15 protein-coding genes and 6 tRNA genes are annotated in these 17,035 nt (G+C 35.6%); 18 read left to right on the top strand and 3 right to left on the bottom strand.

Translation table 11 applies throughout. The features are described from left to right. Window positions 1-39 precede the first annotated feature (39 nt). The 12 genes from BUB45_RS01425 to phoU all read left to right on the top strand — a co-directional run bounded on the left by BUB45_RS01425 (window position 40) and on the right by phoU (window position 9,629). Entirely contained in the window at window positions 40-669 is a 630-nt protein-coding gene (locus BUB45_RS01425; RefSeq protein ID WP_073004440.1) for an NfeD family protein, read from the top strand. Window positions 670-1,104: 435 nt separating this feature from the next. After that, the gene (locus tag BUB45_RS01420; RefSeq protein ID WP_073004438.1) at window positions 1,105-2,730 is read left to right on the top strand and encodes a Na/Pi cotransporter family protein; all 1,626 of its coding nucleotides are present in this window, start codon (window positions 1,105-1,107) and stop codon (window positions 2,728-2,730) included. Window positions 2,731-3,155: 425 nt separating this feature from the next. Further along, window positions 3,156-3,230: transfer RNA gene (locus BUB45_RS01415), tRNA-Asn, on the top strand. Between the two features lie 4 nt (window positions 3,231-3,234). Next, a tRNA-Met gene (locus tag BUB45_RS01410) sits at window positions 3,235-3,308 on the top strand. Between the two features lie 20 nt (window positions 3,309-3,328). Next, window positions 3,329-3,404, top strand: a tRNA-His gene (locus tag BUB45_RS01405). A gap of 13 nt (window positions 3,405-3,417) precedes the next feature. Beyond that, window positions 3,418-3,494, top strand: a tRNA-Ile gene (locus tag BUB45_RS01400). 14 nt (window positions 3,495-3,508) lie between these two features. Then, window positions 3,509-3,601, top strand: a tRNA-Ser gene (locus BUB45_RS01395). A 38-nt stretch (window positions 3,602-3,639) separates the two neighbouring features. Further along, window positions 3,640-3,715: transfer RNA gene (locus tag BUB45_RS01390), tRNA-Phe, on the top strand. A gap of 215 nt (window positions 3,716-3,930) precedes the next feature. Beyond that, window positions 3,931-4,542 (top strand): superoxide dismutase, encoded by a 612-nt coding sequence (locus BUB45_RS01385; RefSeq protein ID WP_073004436.1) that lies wholly within the window; start codon window positions 3,931-3,933, stop codon window positions 4,540-4,542. Between the two features lie 519 nt (window positions 4,543-5,061). Continuing rightward, complete coding sequence (locus tag BUB45_RS01380; protein WP_073004434.1) at window positions 5,062-6,333, top strand: MFS transporter; 1,272 nt, start codon at window positions 5,062-5,064, stop codon at window positions 6,331-6,333. A 176-nt stretch (window positions 6,334-6,509) separates the two neighbouring features. After that, window positions 6,510-8,573, top strand: a complete 2,064-nt coding sequence (locus BUB45_RS01375) for a peptidoglycan D,D-transpeptidase FtsI family protein (protein ID WP_073004424.1) — start codon at window positions 6,510-6,512, stop codon at window positions 8,571-8,573. A gap of 399 nt (window positions 8,574-8,972) precedes the next feature. Beyond that, window positions 8,973-9,629, top strand: coding sequence for a phosphate signaling complex protein PhoU (gene phoU, locus BUB45_RS01370; protein WP_073004422.1), 657 nt, complete (start codon window positions 8,973-8,975; stop codon window positions 9,627-9,629). Window positions 9,630-9,812: 183 nt separating this feature from the next. Here phoU and BUB45_RS01365 read toward each other — a convergent pair whose 3' ends face one another. Together BUB45_RS01365 and BUB45_RS01360 are read right to left on the bottom strand one after the other, a co-directional pair. Continuing rightward, the gene (locus BUB45_RS01365; protein ID WP_073004420.1) at window positions 9,813-10,394 is read right to left on the bottom strand and encodes an endolytic transglycosylase MltG; all 582 of its coding nucleotides are present in this window, start codon (window positions 10,392-10,394) and stop codon (window positions 9,813-9,815) included. A gap of 15 nt (window positions 10,395-10,409) precedes the next feature. Then, window positions 10,410-10,628 carry a hypothetical protein gene (locus tag BUB45_RS01360; RefSeq protein WP_073004419.1) on the bottom strand — a complete coding sequence of 73 codons (219 nt, stop codon included), beginning with the start codon at window positions 10,626-10,628 and terminating at the stop codon, window positions 10,410-10,412. A gap of 271 nt (window positions 10,629-10,899) precedes the next feature. Here BUB45_RS01360 and rpmG point away from each other — a divergent pair, with 271 nt between their 5' ends. From rpmG to BUB45_RS01340, 4 genes are all read left to right on the top strand, one after another. Then, window positions 10,900-11,049: a 50S ribosomal protein L33 gene (gene rpmG, locus BUB45_RS01355; RefSeq protein ID WP_010530995.1), complete on the top strand. Its 150-nt coding sequence runs from the start codon at window positions 10,900-10,902 to the stop codon at window positions 11,047-11,049. A 75-nt stretch (window positions 11,050-11,124) separates the two neighbouring features. Continuing rightward, window positions 11,125-11,682 carry a 5-formyltetrahydrofolate cyclo-ligase gene (locus BUB45_RS01350; protein ID WP_073004417.1) on the top strand — a complete coding sequence of 186 codons (558 nt, stop codon included), beginning with the start codon at window positions 11,125-11,127 and terminating at the stop codon, window positions 11,680-11,682. Between the two features lie 160 nt (window positions 11,683-11,842). Beyond that, window positions 11,843-12,034 (top strand): hypothetical protein, encoded by a 192-nt coding sequence (locus tag BUB45_RS01345; protein WP_073004415.1) that lies wholly within the window; start codon window positions 11,843-11,845, stop codon window positions 12,032-12,034. 238 nt (window positions 12,035-12,272) lie between these two features. Continuing rightward, window positions 12,273-13,832, top strand: coding sequence for a rhomboid family intramembrane serine protease (locus tag BUB45_RS01340; RefSeq protein WP_073004413.1), 1,560 nt, complete (start codon window positions 12,273-12,275; stop codon window positions 13,830-13,832). A gap of 119 nt (window positions 13,833-13,951) precedes the next feature. On the opposite strand, the gene BUB45_RS01335 is transcribed toward BUB45_RS01340, so the two are convergent. Further along, window positions 13,952-14,812 carry a hypothetical protein gene (locus BUB45_RS01335; RefSeq protein WP_073004412.1) on the bottom strand — a complete coding sequence of 287 codons (861 nt, stop codon included), beginning with the start codon at window positions 14,810-14,812 and terminating at the stop codon, window positions 13,952-13,954. Window positions 14,813-14,952: 140 nt separating this feature from the next. Between BUB45_RS01335 and BUB45_RS01330 the strand changes: the two genes are divergently transcribed. Beyond that, window positions 14,953-16,410 (top strand): spore germination protein, encoded by a 1,458-nt coding sequence (locus BUB45_RS01330; protein WP_073004410.1) that lies wholly within the window; start codon window positions 14,953-14,955, stop codon window positions 16,408-16,410. A gap of 410 nt (window positions 16,411-16,820) precedes the next feature. Then, complete coding sequence (locus BUB45_RS01325) at window positions 16,821-17,033, top strand: YqgQ family protein (RefSeq protein ID WP_073004408.1); 213 nt, start codon at window positions 16,821-16,823, stop codon at window positions 17,031-17,033. Window positions 17,034-17,035 lie beyond the last annotated feature (2 nt).

Below are 17,035 nucleotides of genomic sequence, written 5' to 3'. Positions count from 1 at the left end.
ACGTATACTTATATGAGTACTGGAGAGGAGGATACGTTTTTGACTGTATTCGAGATGGAATGGATTGGAATTCTCATTACTGGTTTTGCTACTTTATTCCTTATTGGTGAAGTGTTAGTTAATATGCGAGGACTGTTCGGCCTATTAGGGATAGGGTTTATTACTGTATATTTTGGAGCATATGTTGAAACAAGTTCGATTATTATTATGCTTATTATTTACTTTGTTGGATTATTACTTATTATTATCGATGGGAAACTATTAAATGATGGGACACTTGCAACAATTGGTTTAGCGAGTATGCTTACAGCTGTTGCGCTTCCTGCACCAAGTTTAACATCAGGGTTATATGCTGTATTAGGAGTATTGCTAGGTGGCGGGTCGTCGCTTTTATTCTTAAAAGTTTTTAAACGAAGAGAAATGTGGAACAAAATCACGTTAAAAGACCAATTAACAAAGGAAGCCGGCTATAATTCCATGAATGAAACATACGAGCGATTGGTAGGTGAAGAAGGCATTACACTTACTGATTTACGTCCTGTTGGTACAATTCGAATTCATCGTAAAGATTACAGTGCGATATCAAACGGGCAATGGATCGAAAAAGACACAGCTATTAAAGTTGTTCAAGTTGATGGTACCCGTATACTAGTAGAAAAAATAAATTAATTCATAGTACTTTTGTATTAGAAAGACTTGGCTTGTCGCTAAGTCTTTTGGCGACATCCTTTGTTTTTCTTATACTATAAATCCAAATATCTTATACCTACCTATAGTGCCTAAGGGCGCTGGATCTCCATTAATAATTAAAATAACCGTTAACTTCAGCCATATATTTTTCCATCTATATCATTTAACATTTAAGTCCATTGAATATGATATCTTCAATAACCAAAGCTCGTCATATTTCTACAAATTTTCCCATTAAACCCAAGTTTTTAAGTATGCTAATTTATCTAGTATACATGTTGAAAAAGCAGTGGTTAGCCCTAATTGTAAATTTACTGTTAAGAATACTTATAACACCTTTACAAAAGCTTTATATATAATTAATATTGTTATGGTGCGACAAGATTCAACAAGATGGAAGGGTAGGTATAGATTTTGGAAATTGATATTCAAAAACTTATATTTGAATTTATCGGTGGGCTAGGTATTTTCCTTTTAGGTATTAAATATATGGGAGAAGGGCTTCAAAAATCAGCTGGTGATCGATTGCGAGATATTTTAGATAAATTCACTAGCAATCCGTTTATGGGTGTACTCGCTGGAATTATCGTTACTATTTTAATACAGAGTAGCTCGGGCACAACCGTCTTAACGGTAGGTCTTGTAAATGCTGGCTTTATGACGTTAAGACAAGCTATTGGCGTCATAATGGGTGCCAATATTGGTACTACGGTGACGGCCTTCATTATTGGAATTGACATAGGAGCCTATGCTTTACCAATTATTGCTGTGGGTTGTTTCCTGATATTTTTCTTTAAAAACCAAAAAACAAATGCGGTTGGACAAGCTGTGTTCGGCTTTGGTGCTTTGTTCTTTGGTTTAGAGTTAATGAGTAATGGAATGAAACCTTTACGTAGCTTAGAAGCTTTTCAAGAATTAACATTAAGCATGAGTGATACCCCGATTCTAGGAGTTGTTATTGGTACTGTATTTACTTTAATTGTCCAAAGCTCTAGTGCAACAATTGGAATATTACAAGGATTATTTTCTGAAGGAGCTATGGATTTAAAAGCTGCGATTCCTGTATTGTTTGGAGATAATTTAGGCACAACAATTACTGCTATCTTAGCTTCACTAGGAGCAACAGTTGCAGCAAAGCGTGCTGCGTTAACGCATGTTATTTTTAACCTTATTGGAGCGTCCGTATTTCTAATCATTCTTGATTTATTTACAGTCTTTGCTAGTTTTTTACAGGATCAATTTGCACTAAGTCCAGAAATGACCATAGCCTTTGCTCATGGAAGCTTTAATATAACGAATACCATTATGCAATTTCCATTTATTGGTGCTTTGGCTTGGATAGTAACGAAAATGGTTCCTGGGGAAGACTCGATTATTGAATATAAACCGCAACATTTGGATCCCATTTTTATACAGCAATCTTCTTCATTAGCATTAGATCAAGCAAAATCAGAGCTTGTGCGCATGGGGGAGTATGCTTATAAAGGTTTGGAAGAAACCAATAAATATTTAAATACACATTTAATAAAACATGCTGAAATGGCGATGCAAATTGAAGGCGCCCTTAATAATTTAGATCGAAAAATAACAAATTATTTGATAAGTTTGTCGAAAGAATCGCTCTCAGAGTTGGAAAGTGCTAAACATTCAACATTATTGGATTCCGTACGAGATGTGGAACGAATTGGCGATCATTTTGAAAACATTGTTGAACTTATTGACTATAAAATTTCCAATAAAGTACACCTAACAGATGGTGCAAAAGAAGATTTAAATGAAATGTTTGAATTAACTATATCTACCGTAAAACAGGCGGTTGAATCGTTGGAAAATATGAATCGAGAAGAAGCCCTTTCTGTAATACAAAAAGAAGATCAAATAGATAAGATGGAAAGGAATTTCCGCAAACGCCATATTATACGTATGAATGAAGGTACCTGTAGCGGTTCTGGTGGTATTGTGTTTGTAGATATCCTTAGTAATTTAGAACGAATTGGGGATCATGCAGTTAATATCGCAGAAGACGTTTTAGGAGAATAGCTTTTTTAAACAGCCTTGATCTTAGTTAAGATCGAGGCTTATGTGCATCCATGGTTTTAATATTGCTGATGTTGTGATTTAAAGATTTTTAAATGATGAATACTTATTGTCTGGCATTTGGTCAAAAACAGGGGCACCGAACTTTCTGAAGTGAGGGGGATTGCGGTGCTTTTTATGTCGTATATTCATCCATAGGGTATATACTTCAACACATAAAAATAGAATATTTGAACTTTGGTTTTAGTATTGCATTTATATCCAAATAATGCTATAGTTAATATTGTCGTTTTAAGAGATGTGATTATTACATATACATCGTTTTTAAAAGAAATAAAAATCTTTTAAAAAAAGATTGACAAAACTTGTCGAAAGTGGTAAATTATATCTTGTCGCTATAATAAGTAACAACGTTATAGCCTTTCTGTTCCACAGTAGCTCAGTGGTAGAGCAATCGGCTGTTAACCGATCGGTCGTAGGTTCGAATCCTACCTGTGGAGCCAATTTGGCGGTGTAGCTCAGCTGGCGAGAGCGTACGGTTCATACCCGTGAGGTCGGGGGTTCGATCCCCTCCGCCGCCACTTTTATTTAAATACGTACGGCGGTCGTGGCGAAGTGGTAAACGCACCGGATTGTGGCTCCGGCATACGTGGGTTCGATCCCCACCGGTCGCCCCATAATGAAAGAAAAGGACCCTTAGCTCAGTTGGTTAGAGCTATCGGCTCATAACCGATCGGTCGCAGGTTCGAGTCCTGCAGGGTCCACCATTATTTACTGGTTTGGAGGTATACCCAAGTCTGGCTGAAGGGATCGGTCTTGAAAACCGACAGGGGTGTAACAGCCCGCGGGGGTTCGAATCCCTCTACCTCCTCCATACATAACCAATAGGCAAGCAAAACAATTTAATATGTTGGCTCGGTAGCTCAGTCGGTAGAGCAAGGGACTGAAAATCCCTGTGTCGGCGGTTCGATTCCGTCCCGAGCCACCATCTTTGAACAAGCACTGGCTTGTTTTTTTGTGTTTTATTTTATACGATAGAAAAGATTTTTTTATTAATATAGTCATATCAAGTTTTTCTTATAATGTACATATGGTAAATAAATGCATATAATTTGCAACTGCTTGAAAGCTTTGATACCCTTTGAATTAAAGGGTGAATATTCGATCCTTTTAAAACAAAATGGATATGAGGAGGAAGTATTAATGGCTACATTTGAATTACCTGAACTACCATATGCTTATGACGCACTCGAGCCTACAATTGACAAGGAGACTATGAACATTCACCATACGAAGCACCATAACACGTATGTTACTAAATTAAATAGTGCTTTGGAAGGGCATGCTGAGCTTCAAAACAAATCATTACAAGTTTTGATTAGCGATTTAGATGCTGTACCAGAAAGTATTCGTACAGCAGTTAGAAATAATGGTGGTGGACATGCTAACCACAGTCTTTTCTGGAAGGTTCTTTCACCAAACGGTGGCGGCGAACCGACTGGTGAACTTGCTACAAAAATAGATGAAACGTTTGGTAGCTTTGACAAGTTCAAAGAGCAATTTGAGAGCGCGGCAGCTGGCCGCTTTGGATCAGGCTGGGCTTGGTTAGTCCTCCATAACGGAAACCTTGAAATTATGAGTACTCCGAACCAAGACTCTCCATTAATGGAAGGTAAAATGCCAATTTTTGGTGTAGATGTTTGGGAACATGCATATTACCTAAAATATCAAAACAGACGCCCTGAATATCTTTCATCCATTTGGAATGTTGTTAATTGGGATGAAGTAGCTAAAAACTATAACGAAGCAAAGTAAAAATAGTTAAAAAAAGCATGTGTGAATTCACATGCTTTTTTTCATGATGAGTTTCTAGTAGAAACGCAATAACCGAATTGTCAGCCCGGCGATAAGTTATCATCGGTCATTTTGTCACCTCGTCGTAATTCCTTTATCTCCGTTACCTCGTTCCATTCGCTACGTTGCCAAATGGGAAACTAGCTTTTGTATCGCTATAGGAAAGCATAAGAGTTTAAAGGTCTATAGCAGCTTTCGTCATAAGACTTGACGAAAGCCACATTTTTCTAATTGCACTTACAGACATTTAGCCTATGGCATGAGCTATTTAAAAAATGGGGGAGGAGACCTTATAACCACCGTTAACGACCGATAGTAAAATCACATTATAATGAGCCACGTTTACGTCAACGAAATCTTTCCATTGGAATAATACTTCTATTTTGCTTGTTAGGCTGCTATTTTTGTAATCCATGGGTATTTGTATATCTGTCCCTTATTTGCTCAAACTAGTAGTAAGAATAAAAAGGGGAATCAGACATGCAGAAAAGCCGCTTTTTTTATCCTGGTAATACAAATATGAATAAAGATTTTATCTTTTTGCTTGTTATTGGCGGTTTATATTCATTAGGGCTATTTTTGTCCAATACGTTTGTAAACATTTACCTATGGAAGCAGTCGGGAGATTATGTAACAATCGCTGTATATAATTTAGCTATTTACATTTTTCAACCCATTACCTTTATTATTGCGGGAAGATTAGCTAAAAAAGTAGACAGAGTAATTGTGTTACGGCTAGGAGTGATTTTTCTATCTTTATTCTTTTTAAATGTTCTTTTAATAGGTGATAAAGCTTCCTATTTTAACTTTCTTTTAGGTGGTTTACTCGGTATAGGGTATGGGTTCTATTGGTTAGCATTTAATGTATTGACTTTTGAAATTACTGAACCAGATACAAGAGATTTTTTTAATGGTTTTTTAGGAGTATTACAATCATTTAGTGGTATGGTAGGTCCTTTGTTAGCAGGTTTTATTATCGCTAGAATGGAAGCAAATATTGGCTATACCATTATATTTACTATGTCTTTTATCATGTTCATTTGCGCTGTAGTCATTAGTTTTTTTTTAAAGCCGCGAAAAGCAGAAGGCGATTTTTATTTTCGCCGTGTCTTAAGCGAGCGTTATCATAACAAAAACTGGAAAAGAATTCAAAATGCCCACATCTTTCAAGGGCTTCGCGAAGGAATATTTGCGTTTATTATTGCGATTTGGGTGTTTTTAATTACCCAAAGTGAGTTTGCATTAGGGATGTTTAATTTAGTTTTCTCTGGTCTTTCACTCGTATTTTATTTTATTGGAACAAAATTTATTAAGCCCTCTATGCGTAAAAAATCAATCTTACTTGGCAGTCTAATCTTATACTTTGCCATCGCTTTAATTATTTTTGACATTAGCTACGCACAATTATTAATTTATGCTGTATTTATCGGGATTGCCTATCCTATTATTATGATTCCATATGTTTCCTTAACATATGATGTTATTGGGAAAGCTTGGAAGGCGAAGGAATATCGTGTAGAATACATTGTTGTACGTGAGCTATTTGTGAATATTGGTCGGGTGACATCCATTTCTGTTTTTTTACTAGCGATAACCCTTTTAAAAGCTGAAATAATTATTCCATATTTATTGGCTCTTTTTGGCGCTGGGCACATTTTTATTTATTTGTTTGTGAAAAAAATTTACTTGGAAAGTAATATGGAAAAACAAGTTTTTATAAAAGATCAGTTTACAAATGAAAAAAATCGTTAGTGAATTGAATTGTCCTAAAAAAGTATTTTTCTCACTGTCACCACATTTGCTGAATAAGGCAAGTTTTCTAATATTGAATGAGTGACTTTAAAAATTGAAAAATAGGTGAAATATATGGCATGAAAATGATATAATGAATATTGCTTAATAAACATGTACATTTTGGGGGAGAAACAATGAACAAAAAGAAGAAAAAAGCGCAACTTCCCTTTCGTATAAACTTATTGTTTTTTATCGTCTTTCTAATGTTTGCAGGGCTAATATTGCAGTTGGGAGTTGTGCAAATATTAAACGGAGAGGAATTTCAAGAAGAAATTGAGCGTACGGTAAAAGATACAACGAAGGTTCCTGTCCCTAGGGGAAAGATTTATGATAGCAACCATCAAGTCATTGTCGATAATAAACCACTCTATTCCATTACGTACACCCCGCCCAAAGGTGTACAAGCGGAAGATCGCTTAGAAGTAGCAGAAGATCTTGCTAAGTACATTTCTATGGATAGTGATGGTGTAACAGAGCGCAATAAAAAGGAATACTGGTACTTAAAAAATAAAAAAGCGGCAGATAAACGTTTAAAAAAAGAAGAAGCTGCTGAATTAGACAATGCGGAACAATACAACACTATTTTAGACAGAATTACAGAAGAGGAAATATCTGGTTTTTCTAAACAAGAATTAGAAGTAATTGCAATTAAAACGGAGTTAGATAAAGCTTATTCACTAACGCCGCAAATTGTAAAAAACAAAGATGTCACTGCGGAAGAATATGCTCAAGTTTCTGAGCATTTAGCGGAACTTCCTGGTATTAATGCGACTACAGATTGGAATAGAGACTACCCATTTAATGATACAATGAGAAGTTTGCTTGGATCGATAACATCGCAAGAACAAGGGATACCTGCGGATAAAAAAGAGAACTTTCTAACGAAAGGATACAGCAGGAATGATCGTGTAGGTAAAAGCGGTTTAGAAGAATATTATGAAGATGTACTTCGTGGTCGTAAAGAACAAATTCAATATACAACCACAAAGTCTGGGGATGTAGTGGATAGCAATACCGTAGTGGAAGGTAGACGTGGAAAAGATCTAGTGTTAACTATGGATATCGATTTTCAAGAAAAAGTCGATAAAATTGTACGAAAAGAGTTGAAAACTGCAGTTCAAAAACATCCTTATGAGAACAGGTATTTAAAAGATGCGCTAGCAGTAGCGATGAACCCTAAAACGGGGGAAATATTGGCAATAAGCGGTCAAACAAGAGACGGTAATGACTATAAGGATGCAACGATTAAAACACTTTATGATGCACACCGTCCAGGATCAGTTGTAAAAGGAGCGACAGTACTAGCTGGTTTAGAGTCAGGTGTCATATCTCCTGGTCACACATTTTATGATCTACCGATAAAAATCAAAGGAACGCCACAAAAAGGTTCTTATAATAATAGATTAGGATCTGTAAATGACATTACAGCGTTGAAAAAATCATCCAACGTGTATATGTTTTACATTGCGTTAAAAATGGGAGGCGAAAATCGATACCCATTCCCTAACAATTCAAAGGCTTCGTTTGACCCAGCAGCTTGGCAAGAAATGCGCAATTACTTTCAACAGTTTGGACTAGGGGTCAGTACGGGTATTGATTTCCCGTATGAAAGTATCGGATATGAGGGCCCTGGGATATCTAGTGCAGGTCTTTTAATGGACCAGGCTATTGGGCAGTATGATACGTATACAACGATGCAGCTAGCGCAATATGTCTCCACAATTGCTAATAACGGCTACCGGACCAAACCACATTTCTTAAAGGAAATACGTGAGCCGAGTAGATCAGGTAAGCAATTAGGCAGTGTATATCGTAGCGAAAATACAAAAGTATTAAACCAAATTGAAATGAAACAGTCCTACATTGAACGTGTACAAGAAGGATTTCGTCAAGCTTTCCAAGATGGTGGAACGGTGGCGATGGGGGGGACCAAGGATTATAAACCGGCAGGGAAATCAGGTACAGCACAAAATGAGATCTATGAAGATGGTGAGTTGGTTGCTGAAACAGAGAACCTTTCCTTAATAGGTTATGCACCTTATGATGATCCAGAAATTGCTTTTGCGGTAATGGTTCCGAATGTAGGACTAGGAAACGATTATCGAATTAACTATGAAATTGGCTTTAAAATAATGGATGCATATTTTAATGCGCAAAAAGGTAACAACAATGATGACAAAGAACAAGAAGATGAATAGAAAAAGACGTACAGATATATTTCTGTACGTTTTTTTGTGAGCTAAAAAAGGCTCGTATTTAGTAGACTGGCGTTATCTACTTGTGCAAAGGTATTTTATCTCGAATATAAAGTTCTGTTAGATTCTTCCATTTTATGAATAAGAGGTGTGGTCTGAACAATTTGGAAGATAACAGCACTTAAATCCCAATTCGTTCAGAGGACCCTAGTTATTACCCTTGGGCTACTAACAATCAGGGGGGACGAAGAATACGCCCGCCAATTATAAATTCACTTTATATGGAACGATTGATGAAGGGAACGTATTAACTTAAAATTTACAAAAAATTAACGGTGCATCAATATTAAGTACATACTGTTTTGCTATGATGGTAGCACGTGAATAAAAAGGAGGTATTGTATGCAGACGAGAGGGCAGTTTGACAAAGAACTGAGAGAAATAGATCAAGAAATTGTTGAATTAGCTAATTTAACCGAGAAAGCATTGGATAATGCTGTTCGGGCATTATTCAATCAAGATATTGGCTTGGCTGAACAAGTTATTGAAGGCGATAAAGTAATTGATAAAAAAGACTTAGAAATTAATGATAAAGTAGTGCTGTTAATAGCTAAACAAAACCCCGTTGCAACAGATTTGCGTCGTTTAATAACAGCCATTAAAATTGTCGCTGATTTAGAGCGGATGGCAGATAATGCAAGAAATATTGCGAGGTCTACAATTAGGTTAGGAGAAAGTAGGGAAGTACCTATTCCAACCCGTTTAAAAGCGATGCAAGATACATTAGTGAACATGCTACACACAGCCATAACAGCTTTTACAGAAGAAGATGGTAAACTCGCTGGACAATTAGCAGAAATGGATGACGCTGTAGATAAAGAAAATAAGCTTATTTTAAGTGAATTATTAGGCGAGACGGCAACAAACCCAGATAAGATCCAATACATTATGCAAATATCTCTATGCTCCAGATATTTAGAGCGATTTGGTGATCATATAACCAATATCGGCGAAAGTATTTTATATTTGATTAAAGGGGAAAATTATAACTTAAACTAATAAGCATGTTTGAACAAATGCGTAAGGTCGGTTTAGCGACATGGAGAATGGGATGAATGAATGGAGATAAAGTGAGCGAAGAACTGGACCATTATTTGATTATTTCGTTCCCCACAAGAACATCATGTATATTTTCCTGTACAAGAAGAAAAAACGAAGAAGCAGATTTACCTGCTTCTTCGTTTATCTTGTAATGGCTTCAGCGATTTCGTACAGACTCATATCGCTAGATACTTTAAATTCTCCAAGTTGTACCTTTTTACTGTAATCATTATCTTCTAGATAGTCATTGAATTTCGATGCTTCATCGATAATTCCATTCTTTTCTAGTTTTTCACTTATATCGGAAGAGGGTTTTCCCTCTTCAATTTTTAATGTGTATGTTTTCTTATCCTTTTCTTTCTTTTCATCTTTCTTTTGCTTATCCTTTTCTTCCTTTTGACCTTCATCTTTTTTTGAATCTTGGTCACTTTTCGGTTTGTCATTTTCTTCCTTATTTTTGGAATCTTCTTCTGTAGATTTAGCTTTTGTTTCTGGTTGTTCTTCATTTTTTGCAGCAGTTGTTTTAGCTTCATCCACAGAAACAGCAACATATTCTGAATTTGTTAGCACATGATAACCTTTATCCTCTACTAAAGCTACTAGCTCCTTGTCGGATAAGCTATCTGCTGTTTGAGTGCTCCCATTTGTAATAAAATAAACCCCTAACATAATTATTCCAGCTGTTAGGAGACCAATACCAAAAAGACGTATAGGTTGTTTCATCTTGTCCTCCTCCCTTTAAGATTTATTTTCTATACGAGTGTCTGTGAAGTCCTCTGTTAATAGTTCTTCTTCCAGAATCTTCATTTTCTTTTTCATTTGATATGTATCTTGCATCGTTGTAATGGAGAATTGTTCTAATTGACTTTCAACCTGCTCGATTCGATCATTCATGAAAAAGGAAATAGCAAGTAAAACGATTCCGACTGCAATAATGGTAATAATTGCATATATCATCTGCTCCCCTCCTTCTACTCACTACTAGTTATAACATAAAATGCTGTCGAAATGCCATTACAATTTGATTATTTTTTTTGATATTGGAGAAATACAACAGCTATGCAACCATATAACCCATTGGCCAAATCTGATTCGATTAAAAATGACAAATTGATGCTTATGTATTTAAATTCTTGCTAGAACGGCTAACATTTGGTATTATAAATAAGTCTGAAATGAAATTATTGCTAGCGAGGCAACAATTTGTTAAAGTTTGGAGGGATAAATGATGCGCGTAAACATTACTTTAGCTTGTACAGAAACAGGAGATCGTAATTACATTTCTACTAAAAATAAACGAACTAATCCTGAGCGTTTAGAGCTTATGAAATACAGCCCACGTCTAAAAAAACACACTCTACATCGTGAAACAAAATAACGATAATAATAGAACCTTTATCTTGTAGATAAAGGTTCTATTATTATTATTTATTTGAAAAAGGGGGCGAGCTTCTTGAAAAAAGACCAACTCCGAAATGCCACTATTTATGCTTTAAAACAACTAACCCCAGAGCAAAAAGGGGATATAAACCACCAATTACATCGACACCTAGTGACCTCGACATTTTGGGAAAATGCTACTACAATCGGTATTACTATCTCGAAAGGATTTGAATGGGATACTTATGAATTAATTAACCAAGCTTGGCGGCAAGGTAAAAAGATATGTGCCCCAAAGTGTGACCCAAAATTTAAAACGATGGATTTTTATAAGTTTCAAACCTTCAAACAACTAGATGAAGTATACTATCATCTTTTAGAGCCTATTCCAAGTGAAACCGTGTATATTGCTCCGGGTACCATTGATTTGTTGCTTGTGCCAGGTATTGTTTTTGATCCAGATGGTTATCGTATAGGATTTGGTGGCGGCTATTATGACCGTTTTTTAGCAGGGTTTCTCAATCAAACTGTTTCTATATTACACAGTAGCCAACTTGTACCATCAATACCGAAAAACATATTTGATTTACCCGTTCAGCATTTAATAACAGAAGAAGGTTTAGTACGTTAAGTTAGCTAAAGTGCTTCATTTTATCTATATACTTTCTAATGGGAAGAAGCACTAATGTTTTAGCCGTAAGATTTGCCGACAAGCCAAGTTTTCTAATCCTTGCATAAAAATATCCAGTGAGGATCATAACTAAGAACATCAATCATAAAGAGGTGTTCACATGCGTACTATTGTTTTAATTATAGGTCTTGTTGCTGCGTCCGCTTTCGTTTATAAATGGCGTTATCGCATTTTGAATATGGTTTTAGCAATTGGATTTTTACGCAAATTTGCTGTACAGTTATCTATGAGTTCTCCTTCCATCCGAAGTCTTTTTAAATCGAAAATGTCGCAAACAAATACGAATGTATAATAGTTCCTTTACAGCTTTAACATTAATGGGGCTAAAGACTATGAACTTGTAGCCCCATATGTTCAATTTTACAGTTAGAGAAGGTAAATTTTTTTAGAACTGGGCTATTACCAAGCTTTTATAGGGATAAAACGCCGTCGTTTTGCTTATACACTATAATTTATAAAAATAATATACTTTCCTATTGTGTAAAATAGAAAGTGTTATAGAAATATAGAAAACAAGGGGAGATGTGATAATGTATTTAGATGAACAGTATACGATGTACAATATGGCTTATCAAATTGTTTCTCGTGAAGCGTATAATGTTCTTTATGTAAACGAACAAGGGAATGAGATATGGTTAGAAAAGAAAGTTGGGAAAGATTCAAAAGTATTACGATTTATCAATCAAGGCTTTGACTGGAAAAACTATTTAAAAAAAGATATAGCCGTCGTATTTCAAAAAGTAAAAGCCATGAAAAAACTTTTAAGAGCTAAAACCATTCAAATACATAATATATACATATCAGAATTCACTCCTGTAGACTCATGGGAGTTTTTAAAGCAACCAATGAAATTAAATGAAAAACAAGCAATTATGATGAAAATATATTACCTCTCTAATTCACAATTTGAAGAAGAAAAAGACAGGTTAGAAAAAGAGGCAGAGATTTCTGCTCTAGAATTGGATGATAGTCTCGAGGAAACAGTAAAAGAAGAGAAAATAGCTACTTATAAGCATTATTTAAGGAAACGAATTTTGGATGATCAAAAAGAAAAGAAAGAGTTATTTTCTTTTGGAAAACCAAGGTTAACATATATCATTTTAGCTCTATGTGTTAGTTTATTTCTGCTGTTAGAATGGAACGGTGGGAGTGAAAATATCGAAACACTAAAACAATTTGGTGCTAAATATAATCCAGCTATTATTGAAAATGGGGAATGGTGGAGGATTATTAGCTCCATGTTTTTACATATTGGTTTGTTACATTTAGTAATGAATATGATTGCTGTTTATTATTTAGGTACATTAGTAGAACGTATATATGGTTCCATTCGATTTTTAATTATTTATTTTCTGGCTGGAATAGGAGGTGGAATAGCAAGCTTTGCTTTTTCAGCCAATATTGCCGCAGGTGCATCCGGTGCTCTATTTGGATTATTTGGAGCGTTATTATTTTTTGGGCTTCATCATAGGAGGGTTTTCTTTCAAACTATTGGAAGTAATGTATTGTTGTTAATTGGAATAAATATTGTGTTTGGTTTTTCTATTCCAGCTATTGACAATGGTGCTCACCTTGGTGGTCTAGTAGCAGGTTTTATTGCTTCTGGAATTGTTCATTTGCCGAAACAAAAAGAAAGATGGAAGCAGCTTAGTGCAGTGCTTGTCTACTTAGCGCTTGCATATGGAATAATACAATACGGCATAACAAACAACATGAACTCGCCAATGTATTATGTCATGCACATTGAAGAATTAGTTCAAGAAGAAAAATATGAACAAGTTGTTACAGAGGCCAGTAAAGCGATACGCAATACTGAAGGGGAGGAGCAATGGAAAGCAGCTATTTTATTCCATCGTTCCTATGCGTACATTGAATTAAATCAGAAAAATTTAGCTATGGATGATTTGAAACAGAGTGTTCAACTAGACAATAGTTTTCCAGAAGCACATTATAACCTTGCTTTACTATATTACCAGCAAGGTAATATAAAGGAAGCAAAAGATTTCATAAAAAGAGCTTATCAATTAGACTCTAATAACACGGATTTTCAAGAAATGTATGAGCAGATTACAGGCGAAAAACCGAAGTAAACATGAAAAGAAGGAATTCATCTTAGATATAAGGTGCCGTAAGCTTTTTAATATAAGAAGGTAAGTCATACTAGAAGTTTAGCAAACGGCGCCTTATCAGATAATCTTTCTTGGATACCTTATTCTGAAAAAGAATACTGCTGTATGAGCTTTTCTTTTTTACCATTCATCTCAAAAAGCACGAGCAAATGTTTGTTTTTTTTGTCGAATAAAATAATGGGAATATAGCTATTGACTGCTTTTTCCGCATTCACAATTGGTAAGAGATAGTTTTTGTACAACCCTTCCCATAATTGTCCCATAACTTTATCTGTTTGCGCTTGTGTTAAGCCAGCTATCGGTTGTGCCGCAAACTTATTTAAATCGGTTAAAGGTACAGCTGTATAACTTTCTTTATTAATGTCGAAATATTCATACAATGTATCCCAATGATAGGTTAGTTGCTGCATGGAGGCACGATCAAGTAGTGTTTTCCATTCTTTTTCGTATGTTGTAGAAGGTGTTTTAAATGAATCTAATTTTGCTGCTGGTGAGTCGATGACATATAAATGATCACTTGACATTTGTTGCATGCTCTTTATTTGGCTGTCTTTTTCATGAATTTCCCCATGATGAAAGGAAATCGCTTCATACAAACTACTATCTTCTAAAGTGAGCATTCTTTTTAAATGAATTGTATCCGTATCTTGCACCCACTTCGACAAAGCTCCTCTTAGCCTTCCATTGTCAAATAGCAAAGAAACATCTTGCCTTAAGTAAACAGGAATTTCTGTTGCAGAAGATGCTTTCCAGATGATTTCATAATCATCTATTCCTTTCTCAGTAAAAAGTTGTATATCGGTTTCTGCTGTTGTAAATGCAAAATTTTTATCAAGAGGAAAATACGTAATTGCTGGTTTAGATTGTAAACCAACGATATAGATAATGGTAATAAAACTAGTTATGGCAACAACGATGGTGATGACAGACCATTTTTTCATTAAACCACGTCCTTTTGACAGACTTGTCTTAAGCATTTTATGTTTTCGTTAAACGAGGTATGCTAATTTTGAAATAATGTATAATATAGCCTCTGCTGTTGAAAGCTAACTATAAGATTTTGAATAGGTCAGGTGAGTAAATGCAAATGGAAAGGCAGCCACTATTTTCATCATTTGAAAAAAACCGAGACTATATGCATGAGCGATTAGCAGTCGATCAAAGCTTTGATATGATTCAACGCGACTTGGAGTATGCAGGTATTAAGATGGCTTTGTTTGTTATTGATGGATTTGGCAAAGACGAAATATTACTTTATATTATGCAGCTTTTTGCTGAACTAGAGACGGAAGATTTAGAACCAAATGTATTAAAAAAATTACTTGAAAGATATATTCCTTACATTGAAGTAGATGAAGCGAATGATTTAAATGAAGCAAGCGACCTTGTCCTCGCCGGCCCAGCTGCATTAGTTGTAGAAGGCGCAAATAAAGTCATTATTATTGATGCAAGAACTTATCCTGCTCGCTCGCCAGAGGAACCCGATTTAGAGCGTGTTGTTCGAGGTTCTAGAGATGGATATGTGGAAACAATTGTCTTTAATACAGCTTTAACGAGAAGAAGGGTTCGAGATCGTTCTTTACGAATGCAGTATTTGCAAATTGGGAGAAGATCAAAAACAGATATTTGTATTTGTTATATTGAAGATATAGCTGATAAACATAGGGTAGAGAGCTTAAAAAAAAAGTTAGAAATGATTGATACAGATGGTTTGCCTATGGCTGAGAAAACTATTGAAGAGTATATTAGTGGGAGGCACTGGAATCCATATCCAACAGTAAGATATACAGAACGCCCAGATACAGCCGCTTCGCATCTTTATGAAGGCCATGTTCTCATTATTATTGATGGTTCACCTAGTGTAATGATAACTCCTGCAACATATGCTCATCATCTACAGCATGCAGAAGAATATAGACAAAAGCCGTTAGTTGGCGCCTATTTACGATTTGTACGATTTTTTGCTGTTATAGCTTCTATATTTATCTTGCCATTATATTACTTATTTGCAAAACACGCTGATTATTTGCCAGCCAATTTGCAATATATAGGCCCTGATGAAGCCGGTGTTGTTCCGTTATTTGTCCAATTTTTACTAGCGGAAATCGGAATAGATATTTTACGTATGGCAGCCATTCATACACCTTCTTCGCTAGCCACTGCACTTGGTTTAGTTGCAGCTATTATGATCGGTGAGGTTTCTGTACAAGTAGGATGGTTTTCCCATGAAGTTGTATTATATTTAGCCGTAGCAGCTATTGGTACGTATGCAACACCAAGTTATGAGCTAAGCTTAGCTAATCGTTTAGTTCGTATCTTTCTTTTAATTGCTGTTGCTTTGTTTGGTGCTATCGGTTATATTGTTGGCATAACACTTTGGATTTTGTATTTGGTTAGAATGAAATCGTTTAACGTTGCTTATTTTTGGCCGTTCATTCCCTTTTCCTATCGTCCGTTTCGAGATGTATTTTTGCGATCGCCAATTCCGTTGAAAAACCGTAGACCTGCTTTCTTGCACCCAAAAGACCCTGATCGATAGCAGATAGAATAGATGACTTAGCAAAACTTAGCCCTTTTGCTAAGTTTTTTAATGGCCTAGAAAATTAAAAAATTGCAGCTGTGGATAAACTTACTAAGTTATTTAGCACCGTCCGGCTACAGCGCACAGTAACTAGGCCACTTCACGAATCCCCCTACGATAAGTCATCATCGGTTCGTACTAAATAGGAATGCCGACTAAAGTCGGGCTTGCCGGAGGGCACCGGCATACTCCTCTTGCAGGAGCATGATTCCTAAAACTTTAGTTGCGTTCCACTCGCTACGTTGCTAAATGGGAGCCCCGAGCCTTTGTTCTTCGAATTTTTTGCCCATTACATGAAAATATGTTCAGTTTTTCTCATAGTGTTTTTCTTTCTGAAAAGGATTTAGTATAATTAAACTGGTGATTGTATGAAAACGATGTATGATATACAGCAATTCTTAAAAAAATATGGTACATTTATTTATACGGGAAATCGTTTAGGTGATTTACGTATGATGGAATTAGAAATAAATGAACTGTATGAGCTTGGCTTCATAGAAAACAAAAAGTATATAGAAATAAAAATGGTACTAAAAAAAGAAATTACATCTACGCTGAAGCAGAAGAAAGGAAGTCAATAGAA

This window comes from Virgibacillus chiguensis, from assembly GCF_900129865.1.
Lineage (GTDB): Bacteria > Bacillota > Bacilli > Bacillales > Amphibacillaceae > Virgibacillus > Virgibacillus chiguensis.
This window is presented reverse-complemented; position numbering and strand designations above follow the sequence as displayed.